Annotated in this window: 23 protein-coding genes and 1 pseudogene; 12 read left to right on the forward strand and 12 right to left on the reverse strand. The window is 73.4% G+C overall.

Going from position 1 to position 25,154, the window contains the following annotated elements:
* Positions 1-55: 55 nt before the first annotated feature.
* Positions 56-874, reverse strand: coding sequence for a formate dehydrogenase accessory sulfurtransferase FdhD (gene fdhD, locus ACIA8O_RS27380; RefSeq protein ID WP_396296645.1), 819 nt, complete (start codon positions 872-874; stop codon positions 56-58).
* A complete protein-coding gene (locus tag ACIA8O_RS27385) occupies positions 874-1,692 on the reverse strand; it encodes a DUF4365 domain-containing protein (RefSeq protein ID WP_396296646.1) in 819 nt (272 codons plus the stop codon). The genes fdhD and ACIA8O_RS27385 overlap by 1 nt, the downstream gene beginning before the upstream one ends.
* A 77-nt stretch (positions 1,693-1,769) precedes the next feature.
* Here ACIA8O_RS27385 and hutH point away from each other — a divergent pair, with 77 nt between their 5' ends.
* Positions 1,770-3,350: a histidine ammonia-lyase gene (gene hutH, locus ACIA8O_RS27390; RefSeq protein WP_396296647.1), complete on the forward strand. Its 1,581-nt coding sequence runs from the start codon at positions 1,770-1,772 to the stop codon at positions 3,348-3,350.
* A 176-nt stretch (positions 3,351-3,526) separates the two neighbouring features.
* On the opposite strand, the gene ACIA8O_RS27395 is transcribed toward hutH, so the two are convergent.
* The gene (locus tag ACIA8O_RS27395; protein ID WP_396296648.1) at positions 3,527-3,877 is read right to left on the reverse strand and encodes a hypothetical protein; all 351 of its coding nucleotides are present in this window, start codon (positions 3,875-3,877) and stop codon (positions 3,527-3,529) included.
* 198 nt (positions 3,878-4,075) lie between these two features.
* Between ACIA8O_RS27395 and ACIA8O_RS27400 the strand changes: the two genes are divergently transcribed.
* A complete protein-coding gene (locus ACIA8O_RS27400) occupies positions 4,076-4,945 on the forward strand; it encodes a MurR/RpiR family transcriptional regulator (RefSeq protein ID WP_396296649.1) in 870 nt (289 codons plus the stop codon).
* Positions 4,946-4,991: 46 nt separating this feature from the next.
* Here the strand turns inward: ACIA8O_RS27400 and ACIA8O_RS27405 are convergent, their stop codons facing one another.
* Positions 4,992-6,179: a macrolide family glycosyltransferase gene (locus ACIA8O_RS27405; protein WP_396296650.1), complete on the reverse strand. Its 1,188-nt coding sequence runs from the start codon at positions 6,177-6,179 to the stop codon at positions 4,992-4,994.
* Between the two features lie 121 nt (positions 6,180-6,300).
* Here ACIA8O_RS27405 and ACIA8O_RS27410 point away from each other — a divergent pair, with 121 nt between their 5' ends.
* Complete coding sequence (locus ACIA8O_RS27410) at positions 6,301-6,894, forward strand: TetR/AcrR family transcriptional regulator (RefSeq protein WP_396296651.1); 594 nt, start codon at positions 6,301-6,303, stop codon at positions 6,892-6,894.
* Between the two features lie 7 nt (positions 6,895-6,901).
* On the opposite strand, the gene ACIA8O_RS27415 is transcribed toward ACIA8O_RS27410, so the two are convergent.
* The 5 genes and pseudogenes from ACIA8O_RS27415 to ACIA8O_RS27435 all read right to left on the reverse strand — a co-directional run bounded on the left by ACIA8O_RS27415 (position 6,902) and on the right by ACIA8O_RS27435 (position 12,288).
* Positions 6,902-7,246 (reverse strand): hypothetical protein, encoded by a 345-nt coding sequence (locus tag ACIA8O_RS27415; RefSeq protein ID WP_396296652.1) that lies wholly within the window; start codon positions 7,244-7,246, stop codon positions 6,902-6,904.
* A 708-nt stretch (positions 7,247-7,954) separates the two neighbouring features.
* Positions 7,955-9,151 (reverse strand): annotated as a pseudogene (locus tag ACIA8O_RS27420) (diguanylate cyclase domain-containing protein); the annotation flags it as partial.
* Positions 9,152-9,294: 143 nt separating this feature from the next.
* Positions 9,295-10,398 (reverse strand): adenylate/guanylate cyclase domain-containing protein, encoded by a 1,104-nt coding sequence (locus ACIA8O_RS27425; protein WP_396296653.1) that lies wholly within the window; start codon positions 10,396-10,398, stop codon positions 9,295-9,297.
* Between the two features lie 179 nt (positions 10,399-10,577).
* Positions 10,578-11,438 carry a biotin--[acetyl-CoA-carboxylase] ligase gene (locus tag ACIA8O_RS27430; RefSeq protein ID WP_396296912.1) on the reverse strand — a complete coding sequence of 287 codons (861 nt, stop codon included), beginning with the start codon at positions 11,436-11,438 and terminating at the stop codon, positions 10,578-10,580.
* Positions 11,439-11,523: 85 nt separating this feature from the next.
* Complete coding sequence (locus ACIA8O_RS27435) at positions 11,524-12,288, reverse strand: hypothetical protein (RefSeq protein ID WP_396296654.1); 765 nt, start codon at positions 12,286-12,288, stop codon at positions 11,524-11,526.
* 192 nt (positions 12,289-12,480) lie between these two features.
* On the opposite strand from ACIA8O_RS27435, the gene ACIA8O_RS27440 reads away from it, so the two are divergent.
* The 4 genes from ACIA8O_RS27440 (at position 12,481) to ACIA8O_RS27455 (ending at position 15,257) form a co-directional block, all read left to right on the forward strand.
* Positions 12,481-14,073: an acyl-CoA carboxylase subunit beta gene (locus ACIA8O_RS27440; RefSeq protein WP_396296655.1), complete on the forward strand. Its 1,593-nt coding sequence runs from the start codon at positions 12,481-12,483 to the stop codon at positions 14,071-14,073.
* A gap of 32 nt (positions 14,074-14,105) precedes the next feature.
* Positions 14,106-14,327 carry an acyl-CoA carboxylase subunit epsilon gene (locus ACIA8O_RS27445; protein WP_396296656.1) on the forward strand — a complete coding sequence of 74 codons (222 nt, stop codon included), beginning with the start codon at positions 14,106-14,108 and terminating at the stop codon, positions 14,325-14,327.
* A gap of 53 nt (positions 14,328-14,380) precedes the next feature.
* On the forward strand, positions 14,381-14,506 hold the full coding sequence (mmpB, locus tag ACIA8O_RS27450; protein ID WP_396296657.1) for a morphogenic membrane protein MmpB: 126 nt from the start codon (positions 14,381-14,383) through the stop codon (positions 14,504-14,506).
* Positions 14,507-14,657: 151 nt separating this feature from the next.
* Complete coding sequence (locus tag ACIA8O_RS27455) at positions 14,658-15,257, forward strand: Maf family protein (RefSeq protein WP_396296658.1); 600 nt, start codon at positions 14,658-14,660, stop codon at positions 15,255-15,257.
* 7 nt (positions 15,258-15,264) lie between these two features.
* On the opposite strand, the gene ACIA8O_RS27460 is transcribed toward ACIA8O_RS27455, so the two are convergent.
* Positions 15,265-15,999 (reverse strand): alpha/beta hydrolase-fold protein, encoded by a 735-nt coding sequence (locus ACIA8O_RS27460; RefSeq protein ID WP_396296659.1) that lies wholly within the window; start codon positions 15,997-15,999, stop codon positions 15,265-15,267.
* A 255-nt stretch (positions 16,000-16,254) separates the two neighbouring features.
* Between ACIA8O_RS27460 and ACIA8O_RS27465 the strand changes: the two genes are divergently transcribed.
* Positions 16,255-16,986 carry a hypothetical protein gene (locus ACIA8O_RS27465; protein ID WP_396296660.1) on the forward strand — a complete coding sequence of 244 codons (732 nt, stop codon included), beginning with the start codon at positions 16,255-16,257 and terminating at the stop codon, positions 16,984-16,986.
* Positions 16,987-17,220: 234 nt separating this feature from the next.
* Complete coding sequence (locus tag ACIA8O_RS27470) at positions 17,221-18,996, forward strand: acetyl/propionyl/methylcrotonyl-CoA carboxylase subunit alpha (RefSeq protein WP_396296661.1); 1,776 nt, start codon at positions 17,221-17,223, stop codon at positions 18,994-18,996.
* A 111-nt stretch (positions 18,997-19,107) separates the two neighbouring features.
* On the opposite strand, the gene ACIA8O_RS27475 is transcribed toward ACIA8O_RS27470, so the two are convergent.
* Positions 19,108-19,998, reverse strand: coding sequence for a DeoR/GlpR family DNA-binding transcription regulator (locus ACIA8O_RS27475; RefSeq protein ID WP_396296662.1), 891 nt, complete (start codon positions 19,996-19,998; stop codon positions 19,108-19,110).
* 223 nt (positions 19,999-20,221) lie between these two features.
* Positions 20,222-21,676 (reverse strand): NAD(P)H-quinone dehydrogenase, encoded by a 1,455-nt coding sequence (locus tag ACIA8O_RS27480; RefSeq protein WP_396296663.1) that lies wholly within the window; start codon positions 21,674-21,676, stop codon positions 20,222-20,224.
* Between the two features lie 161 nt (positions 21,677-21,837).
* Here ACIA8O_RS27480 and ACIA8O_RS27485 point away from each other — a divergent pair, with 161 nt between their 5' ends.
* The 3 genes from ACIA8O_RS27485 to ACIA8O_RS27495 all read left to right on the forward strand — a co-directional run bounded on the left by ACIA8O_RS27485 (position 21,838) and on the right by ACIA8O_RS27495 (position 25,078).
* Positions 21,838-22,275: a gamma-glutamylcyclotransferase gene (locus tag ACIA8O_RS27485; protein ID WP_396296664.1), complete on the forward strand. Its 438-nt coding sequence runs from the start codon at positions 21,838-21,840 to the stop codon at positions 22,273-22,275.
* Between the two features lie 149 nt (positions 22,276-22,424).
* The gene (locus ACIA8O_RS27490; RefSeq protein ID WP_396296665.1) at positions 22,425-23,246 is read left to right on the forward strand and encodes a purine-nucleoside phosphorylase; all 822 of its coding nucleotides are present in this window, start codon (positions 22,425-22,427) and stop codon (positions 23,244-23,246) included.
* Between the two features lie 152 nt (positions 23,247-23,398).
* A complete protein-coding gene (locus ACIA8O_RS27495; RefSeq protein ID WP_396296666.1) occupies positions 23,399-25,078 on the forward strand; it encodes a phospho-sugar mutase in 1,680 nt (559 codons plus the stop codon).
* Positions 25,079-25,154: the final 76 nt, after the last annotated feature.

Genomic DNA, 25,154 nt, shown 5'->3' on the forward strand with positions numbered 1-25,154 from the left:
GTGACGGGATGCCCGCTGGTGGGACGTCAGCAACCAGGTGTGACCGAGCCGTTGTTCAGCAGACCCGGGCCGGACCGGTGTAGACGTTGGCGCCCTCGCCGCGCAGGAAGCCGACCAGGGTCAGCCCCAGCTCCTCGGCCAGGTCCACCGCCAGCGACGAGGGCGCGGAGACGGCGGCCAGCAGCGGGATCCCGGCCAGCGCCGCCTTCTGGGTGAGTTCGAAGGAGGCCCGCCCGCTGACCATCAGCAGGTGCCCCGTCAGCGGCAGCAGCCCCTCCCGCAGCGCCCAGCCCACCACCTTGTCCACAGCGTTGTGCCGCCCGACGTCCTCCCGGGCACAGAGCAGCTCGCCGTCCGCCGTGAACAGCCCCGCCGCGTGCAGCCCGCCGGTGGAGTCGAAGGCCTTCTGCGCCGCGCGCAGCTTCCCCGGCAGCCCGTACAGCACCTCCGGCGCCACCCGCAGCGGGTCCGCGGCGAGCGGCCAGCGGACGTGGGTGCGGACGGCGTCCACCGTGTCGCGGCCGCAGAGGCCGCAGGCGCTGGTGGTGAGCAGGTTCCGGTGCGCCGTCAGGGCGGGCAGCGCGCCGCCCCGGACGGTCGCGTCCACCACGTTGTAGGTGTTCAGCCCGTCGGCATCCGTCCCGGCGCAGTACCGCAGCGCGGCCAGCTGCTCCGCCTCGTGCAGCATCCCCTCCCCCACCAGGAACCCGGCCACCAGGTCGAAGTCCTGCCCGGGGGTGCGCATCGTCACCGTCAGCGCCTCGCCGCCGACCCGGATCTCCAGCGGCTCCTCCCCCGCCAGCACGTCCGCCCGCTCGGAGCGCTCCGCCCCGCGCAGCCGCACCACCCGCCGCCGCACCGTCGCCCGTGCCATCAGTTCTCCTTCCGTGGCAGCTCGCGCAGCCACTGGCTGGCCGAGATGCAGGCCGAGAGCCAGTCCCGTTCGGCCTGATGCATGATCACGTCGGTCGGCCCGCCGCCCAGGGCCGCGAGGAGCTCCAGCGCGGCGGCCTCGTCCACCCCGGCCGGGAGGGCGGCCAGCACCCGTTCGCGCAGCCGGGCCTCCCGCCCGGGATCGACCGGCCGGGGCTCCCATTCCAGGTCACGGTGGAGCAGGACGCCGTACGGCTCGCCGGGACGCTGCTGGAAGATCATCTCCTCCTCGCAGTCGTTGACGAAGTACGAGAGGTAGTCACCCGGACGGAGGTCCGCCCCCGAGAGCCCGGAGAGGAAGGCGTGCAGGCCGCGGGAGTTGCGCAGGTACTGGCGGAGCTGCCGGACCACCGTGCCGACCGTGCTCTCGTCGAGGACGGCGCCGGCGGGTATCCGGATGGTCCTCACGGCCGGGTCCGAGCGCAGCTGTTCGGTGGCGTTGGCCCAGTGGAGTTTGCCCGTGCCGGGGTCGTGGACCACGCAGACCACCGGGATGTTGGTCTCGCGCCAGTCGTCCCCGTGCTTCTCGACCCTGACCGCGTAGCCCTCTGCCCGGCGGAAGGAGGTGCCGCCCTTGATCTGGACCGCGATGCTGTCGGGCGTCCGGCGGTTCCGCTCCGAGAAGCGGACGATGAAGTCCTCGCCGAAGTCGTTGCCGCCGTCGATCCTCTGCACGATGTGCAGCTGATCCTCCATCAGGGTGCGGAAGGCGTTCTCCGCCGCCAGCTGCGTCCGGCGGCTCTCGGGCACGGTGGTCACACCGTCAGCGTACGGCCCGCCGAAGACAGCGCACGACTTGGTTGTCATATCTTCATTCAGCTGATGTCATAGTGCATATGGATATGCACACTGCTGTGGACCCCGCTGCTCCGGTGATCGTGGTCGGCAAGGCCGACGTCAGCGCCGAGGACGTCATCGCCGTCGCGCGCGGGAACGCGCGGGTCGAGATCGGACCGGACGCGCTGGAGGAGATGGCGACCGCGCGGAAGCGGATCGAGGCGCTGGCCGCCGAACCGCGGCCGGTCTACGGGGTGTCCACCGGTTTCGGCGCGCTCGCGGTGCGGCACATCAGCCCGGAGCTGCGGGCACAGCTGCAGCGGTCGCTGGTGCGCTCGCACGCCGCGGGCATGGGCCCCGTGGTGGAGCGCGAGGTGGTCCGCGCGCTGGTCTTCCTGCGGATGAAGACCCTGGCCTCCGGCCGCACCGGCGTGCGCCCGCTGGTCGCGCAGAACATGGCCGCCATGCTGAACGCCGGCATCACCCCCGTGGTCCGGGAGTTCGGCTCGCTCGGCTGCTCGGGTGACCTCGCGCCGCTCTCGCACTGCGCGCTCGCCCTGATGGGCGAGGGCACCGCGTACGACGCCGAGGGCGTCGAGCGGCCGGCCGGCGAGCTGCTCGCCGAGGCCGGCATCGAGCCGGTCGAGCTGCTGGAGAAGGAGGGCCTGGCCCTCATCAACGGCACCGACGGCATGCTCGGCATGCTGGTGATGGCGCTGGCCGACCTGGGCCGCCTGTTCACCACCGCCGACATCACCGCCGCCATGTCGCTGGAGGCGCTGCTCGGTACCGACAAGGTGCTGGCCCCCGAGCTGCACGGCCCGATCCGCCCGCACCCCGGCCAGGCCCTCTCCGCCGCCAACATGCTTGCCGTGCTGGCCGGTTCGGGTCTGACGGGCCACCACCAGGACGACGCCCCGCGGGTCCAGGACGCCTACTCCATCCGCTGCGCCCCGCAGGTGGCCGGCGCCGGCCGCGACACCCTGGCCCACGCCCAGCTGGTCGCCTCCCGCGAGCTGGCCGCCTCGGTCGACAACCCGGTGGTGCTGCCCGACGGCCGGGTCGAGTCCAACGGAAACTTCCACGGCGCCCCGGTCGCGTACGTGCTCGACTTCCTGGCGATCGCCGCGGCCGACCTCGGCTCCATCTCCGAGCGCCGCACCGACCGGCTCCTCGACAAGGCCCGCTCGCACGGCCTGCCGGCCTTCCTGGCCGACGACCCGGGCGTGGACTCCGGCCTGATGATCGCCCAGTACACCCAGGCCGCCCTGGTCAGCGAGAACAAGCGGCTCGCCGTCCCGGCCTCGGTGGACTCCATCCCCTCCTCCGCGATGCAGGAGGACCACGTCTCGATGGGCTGGTCCGCCGCGCGCAAGCTCCGCCAGTCGGTGGACAACCTGGCCCGCATCCTGGCCGTCGAACTGACCGCCTCCGCCCGGGCGTTGGAGATCCGCACCGACAACGGCAGCGGGCCGCTGGCGCCGGCCACGGCCGCCGCCGTCGCCGCCGCGCGGGCGGCGGGGGTCGGCGGGGCCGGCCGCGACCGCTTCCTGTCGCCGGACCTGGAGGCGGCGGCGACGCTGGTCGCCTCCGGCGAGCTGCTCAAGGCCGTCGAGTCGGTCACCGGGCCGCTGGCCTAGCCTTCCGGGCGAAAGTGGCTATGCCTCGGGGGCGCGGGGAACTGCGCGAATCGGAAGGCGGCCCACCTGCAACTGACTCAGCGTCAGCCAGTTGCAGGTGCTGCCGTTCCCCTGCGCGCAGTTCCCCGCGCCCCTGGTGTGACCACGTACGTCCCTCGCACCCTCGGGTCAGCCGCTCACCAGTCGTGGCGCGGGGGCCTGCTGCTCAGGGCGTTGGCCATGTTGACGCCGACGATGCCGGCCCAGCAGACGATCAGGCCCCAGATGCCGGAGGTCCCGGCGGCCACGCCGGAGAGCGGGATGCCCAGGGCGAGCGAGACGATCGGCAGCTTCGGGCCGCCACCGCCCCCGCTGCGGCGACGCCCGTCGCGCTGCTCGGCCCGGGAGTCCAGCCGGGCGTCCAGCCGGGCGTCGATCCGGGCCAGGAAGGAGTCGACGATCTCCGTCTCGTACTCCTTGCCGAGCTCCTTGCGGGTCTGCACGGCGGCGTCGAGGTCACGCTTGAGTTCGTCCTGCCGAGAGTTCATGGGCACCAGCGTCCTCCCCTCCGCGCGGCCCGGTCCACCGCCCGGGACCGGTTTCGGGGGCGGGTCAGGGGTAAATCAGGGACACCCCGGAGTCGGGGGCCCGATCCCACTGTTCGATACTTCGTTGCCCGGCGTTCGGCACTGCTGCACAGTCACTGTCGTCCGGAACGCCGCCGATCCACCCCGGAGGAAGCGCCGATGACCAGCACCGACGACAACGGTTCCGTCGGCCCCTCCGCCAGGCTGCTCCAGCTCTTCGAGGGCCACCGGCTGACGCCCACTCAGCGGCGGATCGCCCACTCCCTGGTGCGGCACGCCGCCGAGGCCCCGTTCCTCTCCAGCGTCGAGGTGGCCGAACTGGCCGGGGTGAGCCAGCCCTCCGTCACCCGCTTCGCGGTGGCGCTCGGCTTCGACGGGTACCCGGCGCTGCGCAAACAGCTGCGCGAGCTCGGCGCGGGCGAGGCGGCCACGCCCGAGTCGCCGGCCGACGTGGTGCGCAACGAGCACCAGCAGGCGGTGCTCGCCGAGATCGAGCACCTGCGCCACCTGGCCGAGCTGCTGGCCGACCCGGAGCCGATCGTCCGGGCCGCCCGGCTGCTGGCCGCCTCCCGCCCGCTGCCGGTGCTCGGCCTGCGGGCGGCCTCCGCGCAGGCCCGGGGCTTCGCGTACTTCGCGGCCAAGGTGCACCCGGACGTCCGCCTCCTCGACGAGGGCGGCTCGATGCTCGCCGACCGCCTGGAGCAGGCGGCCGCGGCCGGGGCCAGCGCCCTGCTCTGCTTCGCCCTCCCCCGCTATCCGCGCGAACTGATGGACGCCCTGGTGGTCGCCCGCGACTGCGGCCTGACCGTGCTCACCGTCGCCGACAGCGCCTTCGCCCCGGTCGCCAAGCTCTCCGACCTGATGCTCCCCGCCGCCGTCGGGACCGGCCTGGTCTTCGACACCGCCTGCGCCCCGATGATGCTCGGCCGCGTCCTGCTCCAGACCATGTGCGACGACATCCCCGGCGCCGAGGCCCGCCTGGAGGCCATCGAGCAGTCCGCCGCCGCCCGCGGGCTGTTCCTGGACTGACGTCGGCTCAGCTCACCACCCCGGCTCGCGGCCCCGCCTCGCCGCCTCAGATCGCCGCCTCGATGAGGTCGGCGGTGTACGCGGCGCCGCCGGTGGTGCGGAGTTCGCGGCGGATGGCGGCGAGGCGGGCCGCCACCTCGGGGTCGGCGGCGAGGGTGAGCAGGGTGGTGCGCAGGAGTTCGGGGGTGACGTCCTCGGGGTCGATGCGGTGGCCGACGCCGAGTTCGGTGAGGCGGTCGGCGTTGGCGTACTGGTCGGCGCCCTGCGGGACGGCGATCATCGGGACGCCGCAGTGGAGGCCCTCGGTGGTGCCGCCCATGCCGCCGTGGGTGACGAAGGCGTCGGCCTGCTCCAGGACGGCGAGTTGGGGGACCCAGGGGTGGACCTCGACGTTGGCGGGGAGGGGGCCGAGGGCGGCGGGGTCGACGTGCTCGCCGACCTGGAGGACGACGTGCCAGCCGGGGAGGCCGCCGAAGGCGCTCAGGCAGGCGCGGTAGAAGTCGGGCCGGTCGGTGTAGGCGGAGCCGAGGGAGACCAGCAGGACCTTCTCCGCCCCGGCGGGGCGGGTCCAACTCCCTTGGTGGGAGCGGTCGCCGAAGGCGGGGCCGACGAAGGTGTAGCGCTCGGGGTCGACCCGGTCGGCGTTGGGCTGGAGGGCGCGCGGGATGAGGACGAGCGAGCGGGTTGGCCGGCCCATGAAGTCGAGCGGGTCGGTGCCGGTGATGCCGTTCTCGGCGAGCCAGGCGGTGAAGGCGGCGGTGTAGGCGCCGCCGTCCCGGCGGATCGCCTCGAACATCTCCGGGACGTCCTGCTCGAAGCCCTCCCAGGCGACGAAGGTCGGCGAGAGCTGGAGGACCGGGAGGTCCCAGTTCTCGGCCAGCACCCGGGCCGGGCAGCCGGCGATGTCGTAGAGGAAGAGGTCGGGCCGGTCCCGGTCGAAGGCCTCGCGGAGGACCGGCAGCATCGCCTGGGCGTCCCGCAGGAAGTACTCCTGCACCTTGACCGGATCGCTCGGCCAGCCGTCCTCCGCGCCGGAGTCGGCGGTGAGCGGGAGGGTGGTGCGGTACGGGACGAGGCTGGCGCCGGTGCCCTCGATCAGCTCGGCGAAGGCGGGGTCGTTGGCGTAGCTGACCCGGTGGCCCCGGGAGACCAGCTCGCGGATCACCTCCAGGCTGGGGTTCACGTGGCCGTGGGCCGGGATGGAGACCATGGCGATGTGGGCGGGGCGGGTCATCTGCACTCCTCGGCATGAGCTAGACGAGACGGTTCGTCTCGAACGAGCCCCAGCATGCAACGCACCCTGACGATCCGTCAAGACGAGACGTTCCGTACCGTTGAGCTGATAACATCACCGCATGACACCCCGGACCCCGGACCCGTCCCGCCGCAGCGAGCGCTCCCGGCAGGCCATCCTCACCGCCGCCGCCGAGCTGACCACCGAGCTCGGCTACGCCAAGCTGACCATCGAGGCGATCGCCGCCCGCGCCGGGGTCGGCAAGCAGACCATCTACCGCTGGTGGCCGTCCAAGGGCGCGGTGGTCTTCGACGCCCTGCTGGCCACCAACGAGGACGAGGCCGGCAGCCTGTCCCTCCCGGACACCGGGGACCTGGCGGCCGACCTGCGGGTGGTGGTGCGCGGCACCGCCGAGGAGATGTCCACCCCGTTCTACGACCAGGCAGGACGGGCCCTCACCGCCGAGGTGCTGACCGACCGCACGCTGCTGGGCGAGTACCGCGAGCGGCTGCTCGGCCCGCTGCTGGAGGTCACCCGGGAGCGGCTGCGCAGCGCCCGCGCGGCCGGGCAGGTGGCCGAGGACGCCGACCTGGACCTGGCCGTCGAGCTGCTCTACGGCCCGATGTACTACCGCTGGCTGCACCGCCTCGGTCCGCTCGACCAGGCGTACGCCGACGGCCTGGTCGAGCAGGTGGTCCGGGCGCTGCGCCCCTGACGGACGGTCAGTGCCGGTTGCCGCGCCGCCGCAGCAGGGCCCAGACGACCACCGCGACCAGCAGGCCCGCCAGGAGCAGGATCAGCAGGATCGCGAAGAAGGAGACGCCCTTCCCCTTCTTCTTCTTGGACTTGCTCTTGGCCGACTTGCTCTTGGCCAGCTCCCGGACCGCCTCGGTCCGGACCGCCGGGCCGCCCAGGGTCACCACGGCCTCGCCGGGCGCGGTGCCCTGAACGGCCGTCAGGGTGATCGCGGTGCGCGGCGCGGCGGAGACCGCGCTGGCGGTGGTGGTGGAGAGCCCGCCGAGGGCGAGCACCACCGTGAGCATGGTGGCGGCGATACGTCTGTGCATGTCCCCCGTTACCCCGTTCCCGCCCGGCCCCGACGGCGGACGTCGCCCCCACTGTGGCACGGGGACGGGTGCGGGCGACAGGGGAGCGGACGGGCGCGTGACAGAGCCGGGACACGGGCCCTACGGCGGCGGGGAGGCCGGGCCGGAGAGCGCCACCGCGACCAGTGAGCGCAGGGCGGGGGCGATCTGGCCGAACGGCAGGGTCGCGTCGTCCGCGAACAGCTCCACCAGCCAGCCCCCGGCGGCGTTCTGACCGCCCGCCACCACCATCGCCCGGTAGCCGCTGACCATCATCATCGCCTCCTCGGCCGGGTCGTTCCCGGCCGCCCCGGCGCGCAGCGCGAAGCCGCCGCCGCGCACCGCCCGCCGGGTCAGCGGGTAGTGGCCGAGGTCGAAGACGGCGTCGGGGGCCTCGATCCGGGCCCGCTGGGTCTCCGCGCCGGAGCTGGTCGGACCGCTGGTCATCCGGTAGACGGCGTGCCGGGCGGTGCGCATGAACTGCGAGCCGGGCGGCACGTACGAGATCCACCAGCCGACCGCGTCCAGCAGCCGGGAGGAGTTCTCGGCCACCACCGCGAGCCGGCTGATGGTGTCGGCGGGGTGGCTGGCCCGGCCCGCGCCGGTGCGGTCCAGGGCGCCGAGCACCACGTTGAGCAGCTGCCCCGGGTCGGCGCTGTGCGCGGCGCCGCGGAAGCGGCGGCGGTCCGCGGCGCCGATCCGGCCGCCGCCGCGGCGCCCGTCGGCCCGGTGGTGCGGGTCGGCCGCGTCGGCCAGCAGCACCGTCGGGTCGGGCGAGAAGCCGGGGCCGTGGCTGCGGCCGGCCACCACCGGGTGGGCCGCCCGGGCCGCCTTGGCCCGGTACTGGGCCGCGTCGGCCAGCCGGAACAGCCGGTCCGGGGTGGTCACCGGCCCGATCGAGTCCCCGGTGGAGGCCACCCCGCAGGCCACCCCCTCGCCATCGGCCAGCTGCAGCGCCCGGGCGGACAGCTCCTCGGCCACCGCGACCACCTCGTCCGCCTTCTGACCCTCCGCCAGCAGGCAGAACTCGTCCCCGCCGAGCCGGGCCGCCAGCGCCCCCGGCAGCTTGGCGGCGGCCAGCGAGAGCTGGTGGGCGAAGCGCTCCAGCAGGCGGTCGCCGACCTCGTGACCCAGGCGGTCGTTGACGCTCTTCAGCCCGTTGACGTCGCAGACCACCAGGGAGACCACCGAACCGCTGCGGTTGTGCTCCTCCAGCGCCGCCTCCAGCCGGGCGTCCACCGCACGGCGGTTGGCCAGGCCGGTGAGCGGGTCGGTGAAGGCGAGGCGGCGCAGGTCGGCGAGCCGCTCGGTCTGCGCCAGGCCGGCCGAGATCTGGGCCGCCAGCAGGGTGGCGTACTCGGCGTCCGAGTCGGCGAAGACCGCGAGGCCGGCGGTCCGGGCCAGGTACAGCTCGCCCCAGGCCTGGCCGTGCAGCACGATCGGGGCCACCAGGCAGCACTCGCGGCCGCGGCGGCGCAGGCCCGCGGCGCGCTGCTGGCAGAACGCACCGGCACCGGGGTGGGCGTGCGGGGCGTGCGGCTCGTCGCTCGAAGCCGTCTGGACCCAGGCGCGGGGAAGGCGCCCGGTGGTCCAGTGCTCCTCCAGGTACGTGACGATCTCCGGGAAGTCCGCCACGGGGTACGACTCGTCCTCGGGCAGTTCCTCCTCCCCCGGGGCCAGGTCACCGTGGTTCACCAGCACCCGGAGCCGGCCGGACTCGCGGTCCCAGACCGAGACCGCCGCCATGGTGGCGCCGAGGGCGGTGGTGGCGCGGACGGCCGCCGCCCGGACCGCTTCCAGCGGGGTCAGCGCCCCGGCCATGTCCTGGGCGAGTTCGACCACCGCGCGCAGCCGCAGGTCCGACGGTGCATGGACGCACTCGGTCATGGTCGCCTCGCTCACCGGCTCGCCTCGTCCTGGTGGTGGTGGATCTGCCCGTTCTGCACCCAGGTTATGGCGACGCGTGGCGACTTCGTCCGATTTGTCGTGAGGGAATTGTGGTGGCTGCGCCCCGCAGGGGCGCAGCCGGGCTAACCGAGCTGCGGGAGCCGTCCGAGGCGGGTGAGGAGCCAGGGTTCGACCAGGCCGAGGCCTCGGACGGGGCGGCGCCACATGGGCTGGAGGTGGAAGCGGTGGGGGCCGGTGACGGGCTCCTCCTCCAGGGGGGAGGGGGCGGCGGCGCCGGAGTTCTCCAGGGCGGTGGCGAACTCGCCGTCGAGGAGGACGGCGTCCTTGGGGGCGATGGAGGTGAGGCGGCTGGCGAGGTTGACGGTGGTGCCGAAGACGTCGCCCATCCGGGAGGTGACGGTGCCGAAGGCCATGCCGACCCGCAGGGCGGGGATGTTCTCGGCGTCGGCCAGCGTCTCGATCAGCGAGAGGGCGATCTCGGCGGCGGTGGCCGGGTCCTCGGAGACGAAGAGGATCTCGTCGCCCAGGGTCTTGACCACCCGGCCGCCGTGACCGGCGATCAGGTCGGAGCAGGTGTTCTCGAAGCTCTCGACCAGTTCGCCGAGCTCCTCCTCCTCCAGCCGCCGGGAGAGCCGGGTGAAGCCGACCAGGTCGGCGAAGCCGACGGCCAGCCGGCCGCTGGTGATCTCGGTGTCCTCGGCGGCCTGCACCACGCGGCCGGTGACGGCGGCGAGCTGACGGCGCCACACGTAGACCAGGAACTGCTCCAGTTCGGGCAGCAGCAGTTCGACCAGTGGGTAGGCGACCTCGGCCCGGGTGAGGCCCGGCTCGACGGCCTGGGTGAGGTTCTCCAGGAAGGTGTCCATCTGCCAGCCGGCCAGCCTGGCGGTGGTCTGGCCGGTGGAGCGGGCCACCTGGATCGCCATCGACTCGCTGAGCAGTCCGGACTCGACCAGGCCGGCCAGGCGCCGCAGGGCGATCACGTCCCCGTCGGTGAGCGCCCGGGACTGCCCGATGTCGGGGAAGCCCATCGCCCGCCAGAAGCGGGTGGCCAGCTCCATCGGCACGTCGGCGGCACGGGCGGCCTGGTACGGCGTGTACCTGCGCGGTGCGTCGAGGATCAGCCGCTCCAGGTCCAGCGCGACCGTCTGCCCGTCGTCGCCGGCCTGGCCGCCGTCTGCGTCTACCACCGGTCCGTCCCCGTGCGGGTGCCGCACTTGCCTCATGTCCTGCCTGTCCAGGGGCGACCGACCACCACGCGGGTAGTGGTGCGCCTCACACCGCTGCCAGGGGGAATCGTCGCACGGAATTTCCCGATCCGGGGCATCCGCCCGAAGCCGACCACTGGGCGGACGCTCCCCCGTCCACCCGTCGGACGGCCCCGGGGCGGTGACCTGGGGGTTCGTCAGGACTGCTGCGGACGGACGTGCACGACGTCCCCGGCCGCCACCGGGTGGCGGCTGCCGTCGGGGGTGCGGACCACCAGCCGGCCGTCCCCGTCCACCGCCACGGCCTCGCCCAACAGCTCGCGGTCGCCCGGGAGTTGGACCTTCACCTGGCGGCCGAGGGTGGTGCAGCGGGCGGCGTACGCGGGCAGCAGGCCACTGGCGTGCGGGTCGCCGGCGGTGTGCACCCACTCGCCGTAGAGCTCGGCGAACGCGCGCAGCAGGGCGCGCAGCAGGGTCTCCCGGTCGGTCACCTCGGCACCCGCCAGGGCCAGCGAGGTCGCGGTCGGGACGGGCAGCTCGTCCTCCCGGAGCGAGACGTTGAGGCCGAGGCCAACCACCACCGCGCCGTCGGCCAGTTCGGTGAGGATGCCGCCGAGCTTGCGCTCCTCGCCGCCGACCACGGCCTGGAGGTCGTTGGGCCACTTCAGCCCGGTCTCCACCCCGGCGATCCGGTTGAGCGCCCCGGCCGCCGCCACCCCGACCAGGATCGGCAGCCAGCCGTACCGGTCCACCGGCACGTCCTTCGGCCTCAGCAGCAGCGAGAGGAAGAGGCCGGAGCGGGCCGGGGCGGACCACTGGCGCTCCAGCCGGCCGCGCCCGGCGGTCTGCTCCTCGGCCACCAGGACCGCGCCCTCCGGCGCGCCCTCCTTGGCCCGGGCGGCCAGGTCGGTGTTGGTGGAGCCGGTCTCCGCCACCACGTCCAGCGCGGTCCAGAGCGCGCCGGGGACCAGCAGGTCCCGCCGGAGCCCGGCCTGGTCCAGCGGCGGCCGCTCCAGGTCGGTCCAGGGTGACGGGCCGTCATGGCCGAAGCCACGCAGTCCACTGCGGCGGGGGCGGGGGTGCTCGCGGGGGGTCTCGTCGGCGCTCTCGGTCACCGGGTCAGCGTACCGATCCGACGGGGCGTCAGCCCTGCTTGAAGATCCCGGCGTCGACCAGCAGGGTGTGCTCGTCGACGGTCCGCTCGGCCGGCGGCACCGCGGGCGTCACCGGGCGGCCGTGGTCGCGGAAGGTGAAGGTGTTCCCGACGGCGTCCGCCGAGGCGGTGCGCTGCAGCAGGACCGGCTTCTCCCCCTTGCCGACCACCACCTCCACCGTCCCCTCGCTGGAGGCCACCTTGCCGGGGAGGGAGACCGCGACGCCCTCCTGCCCGCCGACGGTGCGCGGCCCGAGCAGGACCGCCCCCTCGGTGTTCAGCAGGTCCGCCTCCGGGTTGAAGAAGTACCCGATCGAGCGGCACAGGCCCCCGCCGTCGAAGAGCCCCTCGGCCCCGTCGCCGGTGACGTACTTGTCGCCGTGCCGCTCCCAGACCCGCTCCAGCGAGCTGGTCTCGTAGACCGACCTGTCGGCCCGGTACCAGCCGCCCTGCGGGGTGCGGACCACCTCCACCGTGCCGATGCCGAGCGGCCGGCCGGTCTTCTCGAACCGCCCGGTGCAGTTGCCGTCGGCGTCCACGGAGAGCGTGCCGGTGTAGGAGGTGTTGCCCTTCTTGGCCTCGAAGTCCACGGTCGCCGAGCGGCCCGAGCGCAGTGCGTCGGCGGCCTTGGTGACCAGCTCGGCGGCGTTCGGCCCGGCGCTCGGTCCGGCGGCCGGCGCCGGGTCGGAGGTGCAGCCGACGGCGGTCAGCAGGACGGCGGCGGTCAGGACGGTGACCGCACTGGTCAGACGCATGTGTGGTTTCCCCCGGGAATGGTCGTAAGCCGCCACATCGTCCCGCAGAAACACGCCGAATGACACTGTGTTGCTGGCCATAACCGGAAGGGCCCCGGGCTGGCTACGCTACCCAGCGGTAGTTCGCTGTGCCGCCCCTGCCCTCGTGCGCGACGCACCGGGAGCGGCCGAGGATCAGGGAGAGCCGACCGGATGACCGAGGCGCCGTACGACCCGCACACCACCGCCGGAAAGCTGGCCGACCTGCGCCGCAGGATCGACGAGGCCGTGCACTCCGGTTCGGCCGCGGCGGTCGAGAAGCAGCACGCCAAGGGCAAGCTGACGGCCCGTGAGCGGGTGCAGGAGCTGCTGGACGAGGACTCGTTCGTGGAGTTCGACGAGTTCGCCCGGCACCGCTCCACCAACTTCGGGCAGGAGAGGAACCGCCCCTACGGTGACGGCGTGGTGACCGGCTACGGCACCGTGGACGGCCGTCAGGTCGCGGTCTTCGCCCAGGACTTCACCGTCTTCGGCGGCTCGCTGGGCGAGGTCTTCGGCGAGAAGATCGTCAAGGTGATGGACTTCGCCCTGAAGACCGGCTGCCCGGTCATCGGCATCAACGACTCCGGCGGCGCCCGGATCCAGGAGGGCGTGGTCTCGCTCGGCCTGTACGGCGAGATCTTCCGCCGCAACGTGCACGCCTCCGGCGTGATCCCGCAGATCTCGCTGATCATGGGCCCCTGCGCCGGCGGCGCGGTCTACTCCCCCGCGATCACCGACTTCGTGGTGATGGCCGACCAGACCTCGCACATGTTCATCACCGGCCCCGACGTGATCAAGACCGTCACCGGCGAGGACGTCGGCATGGAGGAGCTGGGCGGCGCCCGCACCCACAACACCAAGTCGGGCAACGCGCACCACCTCGCGGCGGACGAGAAGGAGGCGGTCGAGTACGTCAAGAACCTGCTCTCCTACCTGCCCTCCAACAACCTCTCCGACCCGCCGTCCTTCCCCGAGCAGGCCGACCTCTCGATCACCGACGAGGACCTGGAGCTCGACACCCTGGTGCCCGACTCGGCCAACCAGCCGTACGACATGCACAAGGTCATCGAGCACGTCCTGGACGACGGCGAGTTCCTGGAGACCCAGGCCCTCTACGCCGGCAACGTCATCACCGGCTTCGGCCGGGTCGAGGGCCACCCGGTCGGCGTGGTCGGCAACCAGCCGATGGACCTGGCCGGCTGCCTGGACATCAACGCCAGCGAGAAGGCCGCCCGGTTCATCCGGACCTGCGACTCCTTCAACATCCCGGTCCTCACCTTCGTCGACGTGCCCGGCTTCCTGCCCGGCACCGAGCAGGAGTGGGACGGCATCATCCGCCGCGGCGCCAAGCTGATCTACGCCTACGCCGAGGCCACCGTCCCGCTGATCACCGTCATCACCCGCAAGGCCTTCGGCGGCGCCTACGACGTGATGGGCTCCAAGCACCTCGGCGCCGACCTCAACCTGGCCTGGCCGACCGCCCAGATCGCCGTCATGGGCGCCCAGGGCGCGGCCAACATCGTCTACCGGCGCGAGCTCCAGGAGGCCGCGAAGGCCGGCGAGGACGTCGACGCGCGGCGCGCCGAGCTGGTCGCCGAGTACGAGGACACCCTGCTCAACCCGTACCTCGCCGCCGAGCGCGGCTACGTCGACGCGGTCATCGCCCCCAGCGAGACCCGCCGCCACATCGTGCGGGGCCTGCGGGCGCTGCGCGGCAAGCGGGAAGTGCTGCCGCCCAAGAAGCACGGCAACATCCCGCTGTAGTCGCGAAGCCCGTACGGGAGGAGGATCTGTACATGAGTCCCATTCAGGTGCTGCACGGGCAGCCGACCCCCGAGGAGCTGGCCACCGTCCTGGCGGTGGTCTCAGCCCGGGCCGCCGCCGCCGCGGCCGCCGAGGAGGCGGCCCGTCGGGCGGGCGTCGGCCCGGCCTCCGCGTGGAACGACCGGGCCCGGCGGATGCGGCACGCGCCCGCGCCGGGGCCGCAGGCCTGGCGAACCTCCGGGTGGGCCGGGTGAGTTGAGTATCCGTACTCAGGCATTCCGGGCAGTTCGGGGCGCAGGCTGGTGAGGTGCTCTGGTCGGACCCGCGGGACGAGGATTCGGACGAGGCGCGGCGGGCACAACGGATGCTCCGCCGCGCCGGCCCGGTGCTGGCGGCCCTCGTCTTCGTGATGGCGCTGCTCCTGACGCTCTGAGGACCCCGTGGGGGTCCAGGGGCGCGAGGAACTGCGCGCGGGGGAACGGCAGCACCTGCAACTGGCTCGCCTGCCCCGATCTCACACCGGTCCGCCTTCCGTACTCGCGCAGTTCCCCGCGCCCCTGGCATCACCATTTACGCTTTGGCCCATGAGTCAGCGTGTGGTGGTGTTGGCGTCGCAGTCGCCGGCGCGGTTGGGGTTGTTGCGGCAGGCGGGGTTGGCGCCGGAGGTCGTGGTCAGCGGGGTGGACGAGGACGCGCTGAGCGCGGGGTCGCCCGGGGAGCTGGCGTTGGTGCTGGCGGAGGCCAAGGCGCGGAAGGTGGCCGGGGAGCTCACGGACGGTCAGCTGGTGATCGGCTGCGACTCGGTGCTGGAGCTGGACGGGCAGGCGCTCGGGAAGCCGGACGACGCGGCGGACGCGCTGGCCCGCTGGCAGGCGATGCGCGGCCGCGAGGGCGTGCTCCGCACCGGCCACTGCGTGATCGACACCGCCACCGGCAAGGAGGCGTCCGCCACCGCCTCGACCACCGTCCGTTTCGGGAACCCGGACGACGCCGAGCTGGCCGCGTACATCGCGACGGGCGAACCGCTGTACGTGGCGGGGGCGTTCACCCTGGACGGCCGCTCGGCGCCGTTCATCGACGGGATCGACGGGGACCCGGGCAACGTGATCGGCCTCTCGCTCCCGCTGCTGCGGCAGCTGCTGGCCGACCTCGGCATCCGGATCACCGACCTCTGGGCCTCCTGAACGGCCGTCAGCCCGCCGGGGCGTTCTTCGCCAGGAAGGCGAGCAGGTCGGCCTTGGCGGTGCCCTGCTCCAGCAGCCGGGTGCCGTGGCCGGCGCCCTGGTAGACCTTCAGGTCCTTGACCGGGGCGGCGGTGGCCGCGGCGGCCAGTTCGGCGGCGTTCTCGGCGAACGGCTGGTCGTTCTCCTGGACGGCGATGAAGAGCGGCACGGTGAGCTTGCCGATCGCCGCCTTGCCGTCCCAACCGCCGTGGTAGGTCGGCGAGCTGAGGGTCGCCACGGCGGCCACCGGGAGCGCGCCGGGGGCGGCCGCGGCGGCCAGTGAGGCGGTGCCGCCCTTGGAGGCGCCGATCAGCACCAGGCGCTGCACGCCCTTGCCCTTGAGGTGAGCCGCGGCGGCCTCGATGTCCTGGGCGACGTCCCCGGCCGAGGTGAAGGCGAGCCCGGCGTAGCCGGCCTTGGTGAAGTCCTCCAGGAAGGGGATCCACTCGCAGAGCGAGGAGGCGTTCTCGTGCGAGAGGACCACCGCCGTCCTGGCGTGGCCCGCGTCGGAGTCCTGGTAGTAGGCGTCCCGCGGGGCGGCGCTGTCGAGGGCGAAGGAGCCCTTGTCGGCCCGCTCCTGGGTCAGGCAGCCGTAGGTGGGGGCGGTGGGCTTCGGGGCGGCGGCGGTCCCGCCGGTGGAGCCGCAGCCGGCGAGCAGCAGGGCGGCGCAGACGGACGCGGGCAGGGCGGTGCGCGGTTTCATCTCTTCGACTTCCCCCGTCGAGGTGACCACGGGCGCCGTGCGGCGTCCGTCGGCGGACACGCTAGGGAGCGGGCCGAAAAGCCGTCAATGGTCCAGACCATTACAGTTCGGCACCCGAAACCGGACCAGGGACCTCCGTTTTTCCCTGCTGATCCGGACAGATCCCGGCCCGCACATCTGTCGCTGGGGGCCAAGCCGCCGCCCGCACCCGGCCGCTAGGCTGGCGCGGTCATCGGGCCGGGAAGGGAGCGTGCGGTGCTCGACAGCCTGCTCAACGTGGCGCTCGGCCTGCTGGCCAGTGCCATCAGCGCCGGTCTCGGCTGGATCGCGCACACCCTGCGGCGGCGGCGCCGGACCGGCCGGGTCCGCGAGTTCTTCGGCATGCCGCCCGGCTCGGACTGCCTGCTGGTGGTCAACCGCCACACGGCGGGCACGAGTTCGAAGAGCGTCTCGCGCAACGACGTGTACGCGCTGATGGAGCTGGCCGCGCTGATCAAGGAGTGCGGCGCCCGGGCCGACGTCACCGGGCACGACCAGGTGCGCCAAGGACTGGGCGACAAGGCCGAGTTCTGCCTCGGCGGCCCGGAGAGCAACGAGCGCACCGCCGCCCACCTGCGCAACTGGCTGCCGGGGGTGGCCTTCACCCCGCCTCCGGCCGGGACGGCCCACGGCTCCACCATCACGGTGGGCGAGCAGGAGTTCCGCTTCACCGACACCGGCGACCGGCCGAGCGCCTACGTGCTGCTGGCCCGGATACAGGCCGCCCCGGAGCGCCGCCCGGTCTTCCTGATAGCCGGTCAGACCGCGACCTCCAACCACGCGGCGGTGCGCCACCTGACCGGCCACCACCGCGAGCTGGCCCGCACCCACGGCGCCCACGGCACCTTCGCCGTGGTGCTCCGGGTGGTCAACCCGGGCGCCTACGGGCCCGACGTGGTGGAACTCGCCGCCGACGTCACCGACCTGGCACTCGTGGCGGCCGCATGAGTCACCCGCCTCCGGTGTGGCGAAGGCCACGGGGCGCAACGCGCCCACCGTCCGCCTTCGAGGCAGCCTCAGGCAGGTCCGCGTAACGTCGCGACCAGCGGAGCTTCCCGCTCCGTGTCCGGGCGGTCACGAATCCGCGTCACGCTCCGTGTGGGCAAGCTCACCACCTGGGGCTACTCGCCGGTAAGACCCCGCAAACCCTAAGCTCAACGAGGTTCAAGAAGGGAGCCACACGTGCGCAAGGTGCTCATCGCCAACCGCGGCGAAATCGCCGTCCGAGTCGCCCGGGCCTGCTCGGACGCCGGTATCGCCAGCGTCGCCGTCTACGCCGAGCCGGACCGGGACGCCCTGCACGTCCGCGCGGCCGACGAGGCGTACGCCCTCGGCGGCGACACCCCGGCCACCAGCTACCTGGACATCGCCAAGGTGCTCAAGGCGGCGGCCGACTCGGGCGCGGACGCGGTCCACCCCGGCTACGGCTTCCTGTCGGAGAACGCCGAGTTCGCCCAGGCCGTGATCGACGCCGGGCTGATCTGGATCGGCCCGCCGCCGCAGGCCATCCGCGACCTGGGCGACAAGGTGACGGCCCGTCACGTCGCGCAGCGCGCCGGCGCCCCGCTGGTGGCCGGCACCGCCGACCCGGTCTCGGGCGCCGACGAGGTGGTCGCCTTCGCGAGCGAGCACGGCCTGCCGGTCGCCATCAAGGCGGCCTTCGGCGGCGGTGGCCGCGGCCTCAAGGTGGCCCGCACGCTGGAGGAGATCCCCGAGCTGTACGAGTCGGCGGTCCGCGAGGCGGTCGCCGCCTTCGGCCGCGGCGAGTGCTTCGTCGAGCAGTACCTGGACAACCCGCGGCACGTCGAGACCCAGTGCCTGGCCGACCAGCACGGCAACGTGGTCGTGGTCTCCACCCGCGACTGCTCGCTGCAGCGCCGCCACCAGAAGCTGGTCGAGGAGGCGCCCGCGCCGTTCCTCACCGACGAGCAGAACGCGGAGCTGTACCGGGCCTCCAAGGCGATCCTGCGCGAGGCGGGCTACGTCGGCGCCGGCACCTGCGAGTTCCTGGTCTCCCAGGACGGGCTGATCTCCTTCCTGGAGGTCAACACCCGTCTGCAGGTGGAGCACCCGGTCTCCGAGGAGGTCACCGGGATCGACCTGGTCCGCGAGATGTTCCGGATCGCCGACGGCGAGGAGCTGGGCTACGACGACCCCGAGGTCCGCGGCCACTCCATCGAGTTCCGCATCAACGGCGAGGACCCGGGCCGCAACTTCCTGCCGGCCCCCGGCACGGTGACGCTGTTCGCCCCGCCGTCCGGCCCCGGTGTCCGTCTGGACGCGGGCGTGGAGTCCGGCTCGGTCATCGGCCCGGCCTGGGACTCCCTGCTGGCCAAGCTGATCGTCACCGGCGCCTCCCGCAAGCAGGCGCTGCAGCGCGCCGCCCGCGCGCTGTCGGAGTTCAAGGTGGAGGGCATGGCCACCGCCATCCCGTTCCACCAGGTGGTCGTCACCGACCCGGCGTTCGCGCCGGAGGTGCACGGCGGCGAGGGCCCGTTCACGGTCTACACCCGCTGGATCGAGACCGAGTTCGACAACACCATCCCGGCCTTCACCGGCGGTGGCGTGGACGGCGAGGAGGCCGACCAGCGGGAGACCGTGGTGGTCGAGGTCGGCGGCAAGCGGATCGAGGTCTCGCTGCCCTCCTCGCTCGGCGTGGCCGCCGCCCCGGCGGCGGGCGCCACGGCGACCGGCAAGGCCAAGCGCCGGGTCGGCAGCAAGAAGGCCGGTTCGGCGGTCAGCGGTGACACGCTGGCCTCGCCGATGCAGGGCACCATCGTCAAGGTCGCCGTCGAGGAGGGCCAGGTCGTCGCCGAGGGCGAGCTGATCGTGGTCCTGGAGGCGATGAAGATGGAGCAGCCGCTCAACGCCCACAAGGCGGGCACCATCACCGGCCTCAAGGCCGAGGTGGGCGCCAGCGTGAGCAGCGGTGCCGCGCTCTGCGAGATCAAGGACTGATCCGGCGTCACGTCCGGAGAGGGGCCCCGTCGCACTGCTGCGGCGGGGCCCCGGCCGTGTCTGCCGGAGGGGTGGGCGGAGCGGGGCCAAGGGGCCTGCCCCGCAGGGGCGTCAGCGGGCCCGGGTGACCGTCAGCTCGGGCATCCGGCCCGGGAGCTGGTGGTTCGGGCGGCGCTGGCCGGGGAGCGGGGCCGGACGCCGGGGGGCCGAGCCGGAGGGGGCCGGGTGCGGGTGCACCGGGGCCTCCACCGGCGGGCCGACCGGGGCGATGGAGATCTGCACGCCGCAGTCGGCCAGCGCGTCCAGCTCGCGGGCGGTCTGGTCGGTGGCGGCGGCCTGCTCGTCCGTCACCAGCCGGGTGATCGCCTCGGTGGGCACGGTCTGGAACATGGTGTCCGCGCCGAGCTTGGTGTGGTCGGCGAGGACGATGACCTCGGTGGCCGACTGCACCAGTGCCCGGTCCACGCTCGCGGAGAGCATGTTGGTGGTGGAGAGCCCGCGCTCGGCGGTCAGACCGCTGCCGGAGATGAAGGCCTTGGAGACCCTCAGCCCCTGCAGGGACTGCTCCGCCCCGCTGCCCACCAGGGCGTAGTTGGAGCCGCGCAGGGTGCCGCCGGTCATCACCACCTCGACCCGGTTGGCGTGCGCCAGGGCCTGGGCGACCAGCAGCGAGTTGGTGACCACCGTCAGCCCGGGCACCCGGGCCAGCCGGCGGGCCAGCTCCTGGGTGGTGGTCCCGGCGCCGACCACCACCGCGTCGCCCTCCTCGACCAGGCCGGCGGCCAGGTCGGCGATGGCGCTCTTCTCGGCGGCGGACAGGTGGGTCTTCTGCGGGTAGCCCGGCTCACGGCTGAAGCCGCCGGGGAGCACCGCACCGCCGTGCCGGCGGTCGAGGAGCCCCTCGGCCTCCAGCGCGCGGACGTCCCGGCGGACGGTGACCTCGGAGGTCTGGACGACGCGTGCCAACTCGCGGAGCGACACGGCTCCGTTGGCTCGCACCATTTCGAGAATCAACTGGCGACGTTCTGCAGCAAACACAGAACCGACGGTAACTGAATGACCGTCTGCTTTCAGGCGTTTGCAGCTGGTATCGGGAAATGCTCACGTCGGAGCGGCGTGCGACCGTACAATGCGCGCCAGTGCTGACGGTTCGTCACGCTCCGCCGTCGGAGTGGGACGACAGAGGCGGCCGCCGTCGGCGACCGCCTCAACTCCTTTGCCCAGCTCAGGAGTCCGAGCCCTCCCGCTTGCGGATGTGCAGCTGGCGGGCGGCCTCGGCGGTGGAGCCGGAGAGTGACGGGTAGACCGTGAACGCACGGGCCACCTGTTCGACCGTCAAGTTGTTGTCCACGGCGAGCGAAATCGAATGGATGAGTTCGCTGGCGCGCGGCGCGACCACCACACCGCCGACCACGATGCCGGTGCCGGGGCGGGCGAAGAGCTTCACGAAACCGTCCCGGATGCCCTGCATCTTGGCCCGCGGGTTGCCGCGCAGCGGCAGCTTGACCTCGACGGCGTCCATCTTGCCGCAGGAGACGTCGGCCGCGGTGTACCCGACGGTGGCGATCTCCGGGTCGGTGAAGACGTTGGAGGCGACCGTCTTGAGGTCCAGCGGCTGCACCGCGTCGCCCAGCGCGTGGTACATGGCGATCCGGCCCTGCATGGCCGCCACCGAGGCGAGCATGAAGACGCCGGTGCAGTCGCCGGCCGCGTAGACGCCGGGGGCGGTGGTGCGGGAGACCCGGTCGACCTTGATCTGGCCCCAGTCGTTCAGCTGGACGCCGGCCTCCTCCAGGCCGAGGTCCGCGGTGTTGGGGATCGAGCCGACCGCCATCAGGCAGTGCGTCCCGGAGATCACGGTGCCGTCCGACAGGGTGACCTCGACCCGGTCGCCGATGCGCTTGGCGCCCTCGGCGCGGGAGCGGGACATGACGTTCATGCCGCGGCGGCGGAAGACCTCCTCCAGCACCTCGGCGGCGTCCGGGTCCTCGCCCGGCAGCACCCGGTCGCGCGAGGAGACCAGGGTGACCTTCGAGCCGATCGCCTGGTAGGCGCCGGCGAACTCGGCGCCGGTGACGCCGGAGCCGACCACGATCAGCTCGCGGGGCAGCTCCTCCAGGTCGTAGACCTGGGTCCAGGTCAGGATCCGCTCGCCGTCCGGCTGGGCGTCGGGCAGCTCGCGCGGGTGCACGCCGGTGGCGATCAGCACGGCGTCGGCCCGCAGCGACTCGGTGGTGCCGTCGGGGGCCTCCACGATCACCTCGCGGGAGCCGTCCACCGCCTGGCCGCCGGCGCCGAGCCGGCCCTTGCCGCGGAGCACGGTCACGCCCGCCCGGGTGACCGACTGGGTGATGTCGTGGGACTGCGCGATGGCCAGCCGCTTCACACGCCGGTTGACCTTGCCGAGGTCCACGCCGACCACCCGGGCCGGGGTGTCCACGTGCGGGGTGTCGTCGGCGACGATGATGCCCAGCTCCTCGTACGAGCTGTCGAAGGTGGTCATCACCTCCGCCGTGGCGATCAGGGTCTTGGACGGCACGCAGTCCGTCAGCACCGCCGACCCGCCCAGACCGTCGCGGTCGACGACGGTCACCTCCGCGCCGAGTTGGGCGGCCACCAGGGCCGCCTCGTATCCGCCGGGTCCGCCACCGATGATCACGATCCGAGTCACGCGCACCATTGTCCCGTACGCCGGTTACGAGGACACGCCGGGGGCGCCGCACTGCGCCGTGCGGGCACCGGGGGCCGTCCCGACGACGCGTTCGAGCCGTCCCCGACGGTCCGTCAGGAAGATCCCCGGGTGCTCCCTCCCGGCCGGTGGTCTCCCGTAGGCTGACGACCATGCCCCTCTACGCCGCGTACGCCACCAACCTCGACGCCCGGCAGATGACCCGCCGGGCCCCGCACTCCCCGCTGCGCGGGACGGGCTGGCTGACCGGCTGGCGGCTGACCTTCGGCGGCGAGCAGCTGGGCTGGGAGGGCTCGCTGGCGACGGTGGTGGAGGACGAGAAGGAGCAGGTCTTCGTCTCCCTCTACGACGTGGCGCCGATGGACGAGGACGGCCTGGACCGCTGGGAGGGCGTCCAGCTGGGCATCTACCGCAAGATCCGGCTGCGGGCGCACACCCTGGACGGGGACATCCCGGTCTGGACGTACGTGCTCAACGACTGGGAGGGCGGGCTGCCCGCCGCCCGCTACCTCGGGCTGATCGCCGACGCGGCGGAGAGCGCGGGCGCGCCCGACGACTACGTGCTGGACCTGCGCCGCCGGCCCTGCTGACGGGGCGTCAGGGCACTTCGGAGACTCCTCCGAACCGGGCCCTCCGGGGTGCCCGGCCGTTTGGACCTACCGCCCATCCGGGTAACGATCCGGCAGTTCAGGGGCGATATGTCTACGCGCGTAGGCGATTGCCGTCTATCCTCGGTGACGTGAACGCATCTCCTCAGTCCAAGCTCTCCGCCGACCCGTACGCCGCCGCCCAGGAGGCCGCCGCCAAGCTGCGCGAGCTGACCGGCGCCGAGCGCCACGACGTCGCCCTCGTCATGGGCTCCGGCTGGGTGCCGGCCGCCGACGCCCTCGGGGAGACCGTGGCTGAGTTCCCGGTCACCGAGCTGCCCGGCTTCCCGGCCCCGGCGGTGGCGGGCCACTCCGGCAAGATCCGCTCGGTGAAGATCGGCGACAAGCGGGCCCTGATCTTCCTGGGCCGCAACCACTACTACGAGGGCCACGGCGTGGCCACCGTGGTGCACGGCGTGCGCACCGCCGCCGCGGCGGGCTGCGAGACCATCGTGCTCACCAACGGCTGCGGCGGCCTGCGCGAGGGCTGGGTCCCCGGCCAGCCGGTGCTGATCAGCGACCACATCAACCTCACCGCGGACTCCCCGATCGTCGGCGCCAACTTCGTCGACCTGACGGACCTGTACTCCAAGCGCCTGCGCGAGCTCTGCCGCGAGGTGGACTCCTCCCTGGACGAGGCCGTCTACGTGCAGTTCCGCGGCCCGCACTACGAGACCCCGGCCGAGATCGGCATGGTCCGGGCGATCGGCGGCGAGCTGGTCGGCATGTCCACCACCCTGGAGGCCATCGCCGCCCGCGAGGCCGGCGCCGAGGTCCTCGGGATCTCCCTGGTCACCAACCTGGCCGCCGGCATCACCGGCGAGCCGCTCAACCACGAAGAGGTGCTGGAGGCCGGCAAGGCCAGCGCCGAGCGGATGGGCGCGCTGCTCGCGAAGGTCCTTGAGCGGATCTGACGCGGATCTGACGCAGAATCAGTAGGCAGGGGCCGTTGCTCCGGCGGGGACGCCGGGGCGACGGCTTCGTCAATCCGGAGCCCGGCCGGGTGCCGCCCGTCGTGGCCACCCGGCGGTACGGCTCGTACGACCCTCAGAGGGAGCTGGCAGCAATGTCCCAGACCACCGATCTGCTCGCGCGTGCCCGGGCCTGGCTCGCCGAGGACCCGGACCAGGAGACCCGCGAGGAGCTGACCGCGCTGCTGGCCGCCGCCGAGGGCGAGCCGGAGGGCGCGGAGCGGATCGCCTGGTCCCGGCTGGCCGAGCGGTTCGCCGACCGGCTGCAGTTCGGCACCGCCGGACTCCGCGGCGAGCTGGGCGCGGGCCCGATGCGGATGAACCGGGCCGTGGTGATCCGGGCCGCCGCCGGGCTGGCCGCGTACGTGAAGAAGGAGGGGCTCGGCGACCTGGTGGTGATCGGCTACGACGCCCGCCACAAGTCGTACGACTTCGCCCGCGACACCGCCGCCGTGGTGGTCGGCGCCGGGCTGCGCGCCGCCCTGCTGCCCCGCGCGCTCCCCACCCCCGTACTGGCCTTCGCCATCCGCCACCTGGGCGCCGCGGCCGGCGTCACCGTGACGGCCAGTCACAACCCGCCGCAGGACAACGGCTACAAGGTCTACCTGGGCGACGGCTCGCAGATCGTGCCGCCGGCCGACGCCGGCATCGCCGCCGAGATCGACGCGATCGGCTCGCTGGCCGAGGTGCCGCTGGCCGAGGACGGCTGGGAGGTGCTCGGCGAGGAGGTCCTGGAGGCCTACCTGGACCGGGCCGTCACCGTGGTCGACCCGGCCGGGCCGCGCAACCTGGACGTGGTCTACACGCCGATGCACGGCGTCGGCCGGGACGTGCTGGTGGCCGCCTTCAAGCGGGCCGGCTTCCCCGCCCCGACCGTGGTCACCGAGCAGGCCGAGCCCGACCCGGACTTCCCGACCGTCTCCTTCCCCAACCCGGAGGAGCCGGGGGCGATGGACCTCGCCTTCCGCACCGCCGCCTCGGTCGGCCCCGACATCGTGATCGCCAACGACCCGGACGCCGACCGCTGCGCCGTGGCCGTCAGCGACGACGGCGGCTGGCGGATGCTGCGCGGCGACGAGGTCGGCGCGCTGCTCGGCTCCGCACTGGTCGCCAAGCGGGTGGGCGGCACCTTCGCCACCACCATCGTCTCCTCCACCCTGCTCGGCCGGATCGCGGCGGCGGCGGGCCTCGGCTACGCCGAGACGCTCACCGGCTTCAAGTGGATCTCCCGGGCCGAGGGCCTGCGCTACGGCTACGAGGAGGCGCTCGGCTACTCCGTCGACCCCGAGGGCGTCCGCGACAAGGACGGCATCACCGCCGCCCTGCTGGTGGCCGAACTGGCCGCCGTGCTCAAGGAGTCCGGCCGCACGCTGACCGACCTGCTGGACGACCTGGCGCTGGAGCACGGCCTGCACGCCACCGACCAGCTCTCGGTCCGGGTCGAGGACCTGACGGTCATCTCCTCCGCCATGCAGCGGCTGCGCGAGCAGCCCCCGACGGTGCTGGCCGGCCTGAAGGTCACCCGCGCCGACGACCTGACGGCCGGCACGGCCGAGCTGCCGCCGACCGACGGCCTGCGCTACTACCTGGCCGGCGAGGGCGTCACCGCCGCCCGCATCGTGGTCCGCCCCTCCGGCACCGAGCCCAAGCTCAAGTGCTACCTGGAGGTCGTCCTCCCGGTCGCCACCGCCGCCGACCTCGGCGACACCCGCCTGCGGGCCACCGCCCTGCTCGACGCCGTCAAGCGCGACCTGGCCGCGGCGGCCGGCATCTGACGGACCGTCCGGCCCCCCGCACACGGCGAGGCCCCGTCCCGGAACCACCGGGGCGGGGCCGCATCGTCAGTGCGTC

Origin of the sequence: Kitasatospora sp. NPDC051853 (assembly GCF_044452665.1) — a bacterium.
Taxonomy (GTDB): domain Bacteria; phylum Actinomycetota; class Actinomycetes; order Streptomycetales; family Streptomycetaceae; genus Kitasatospora.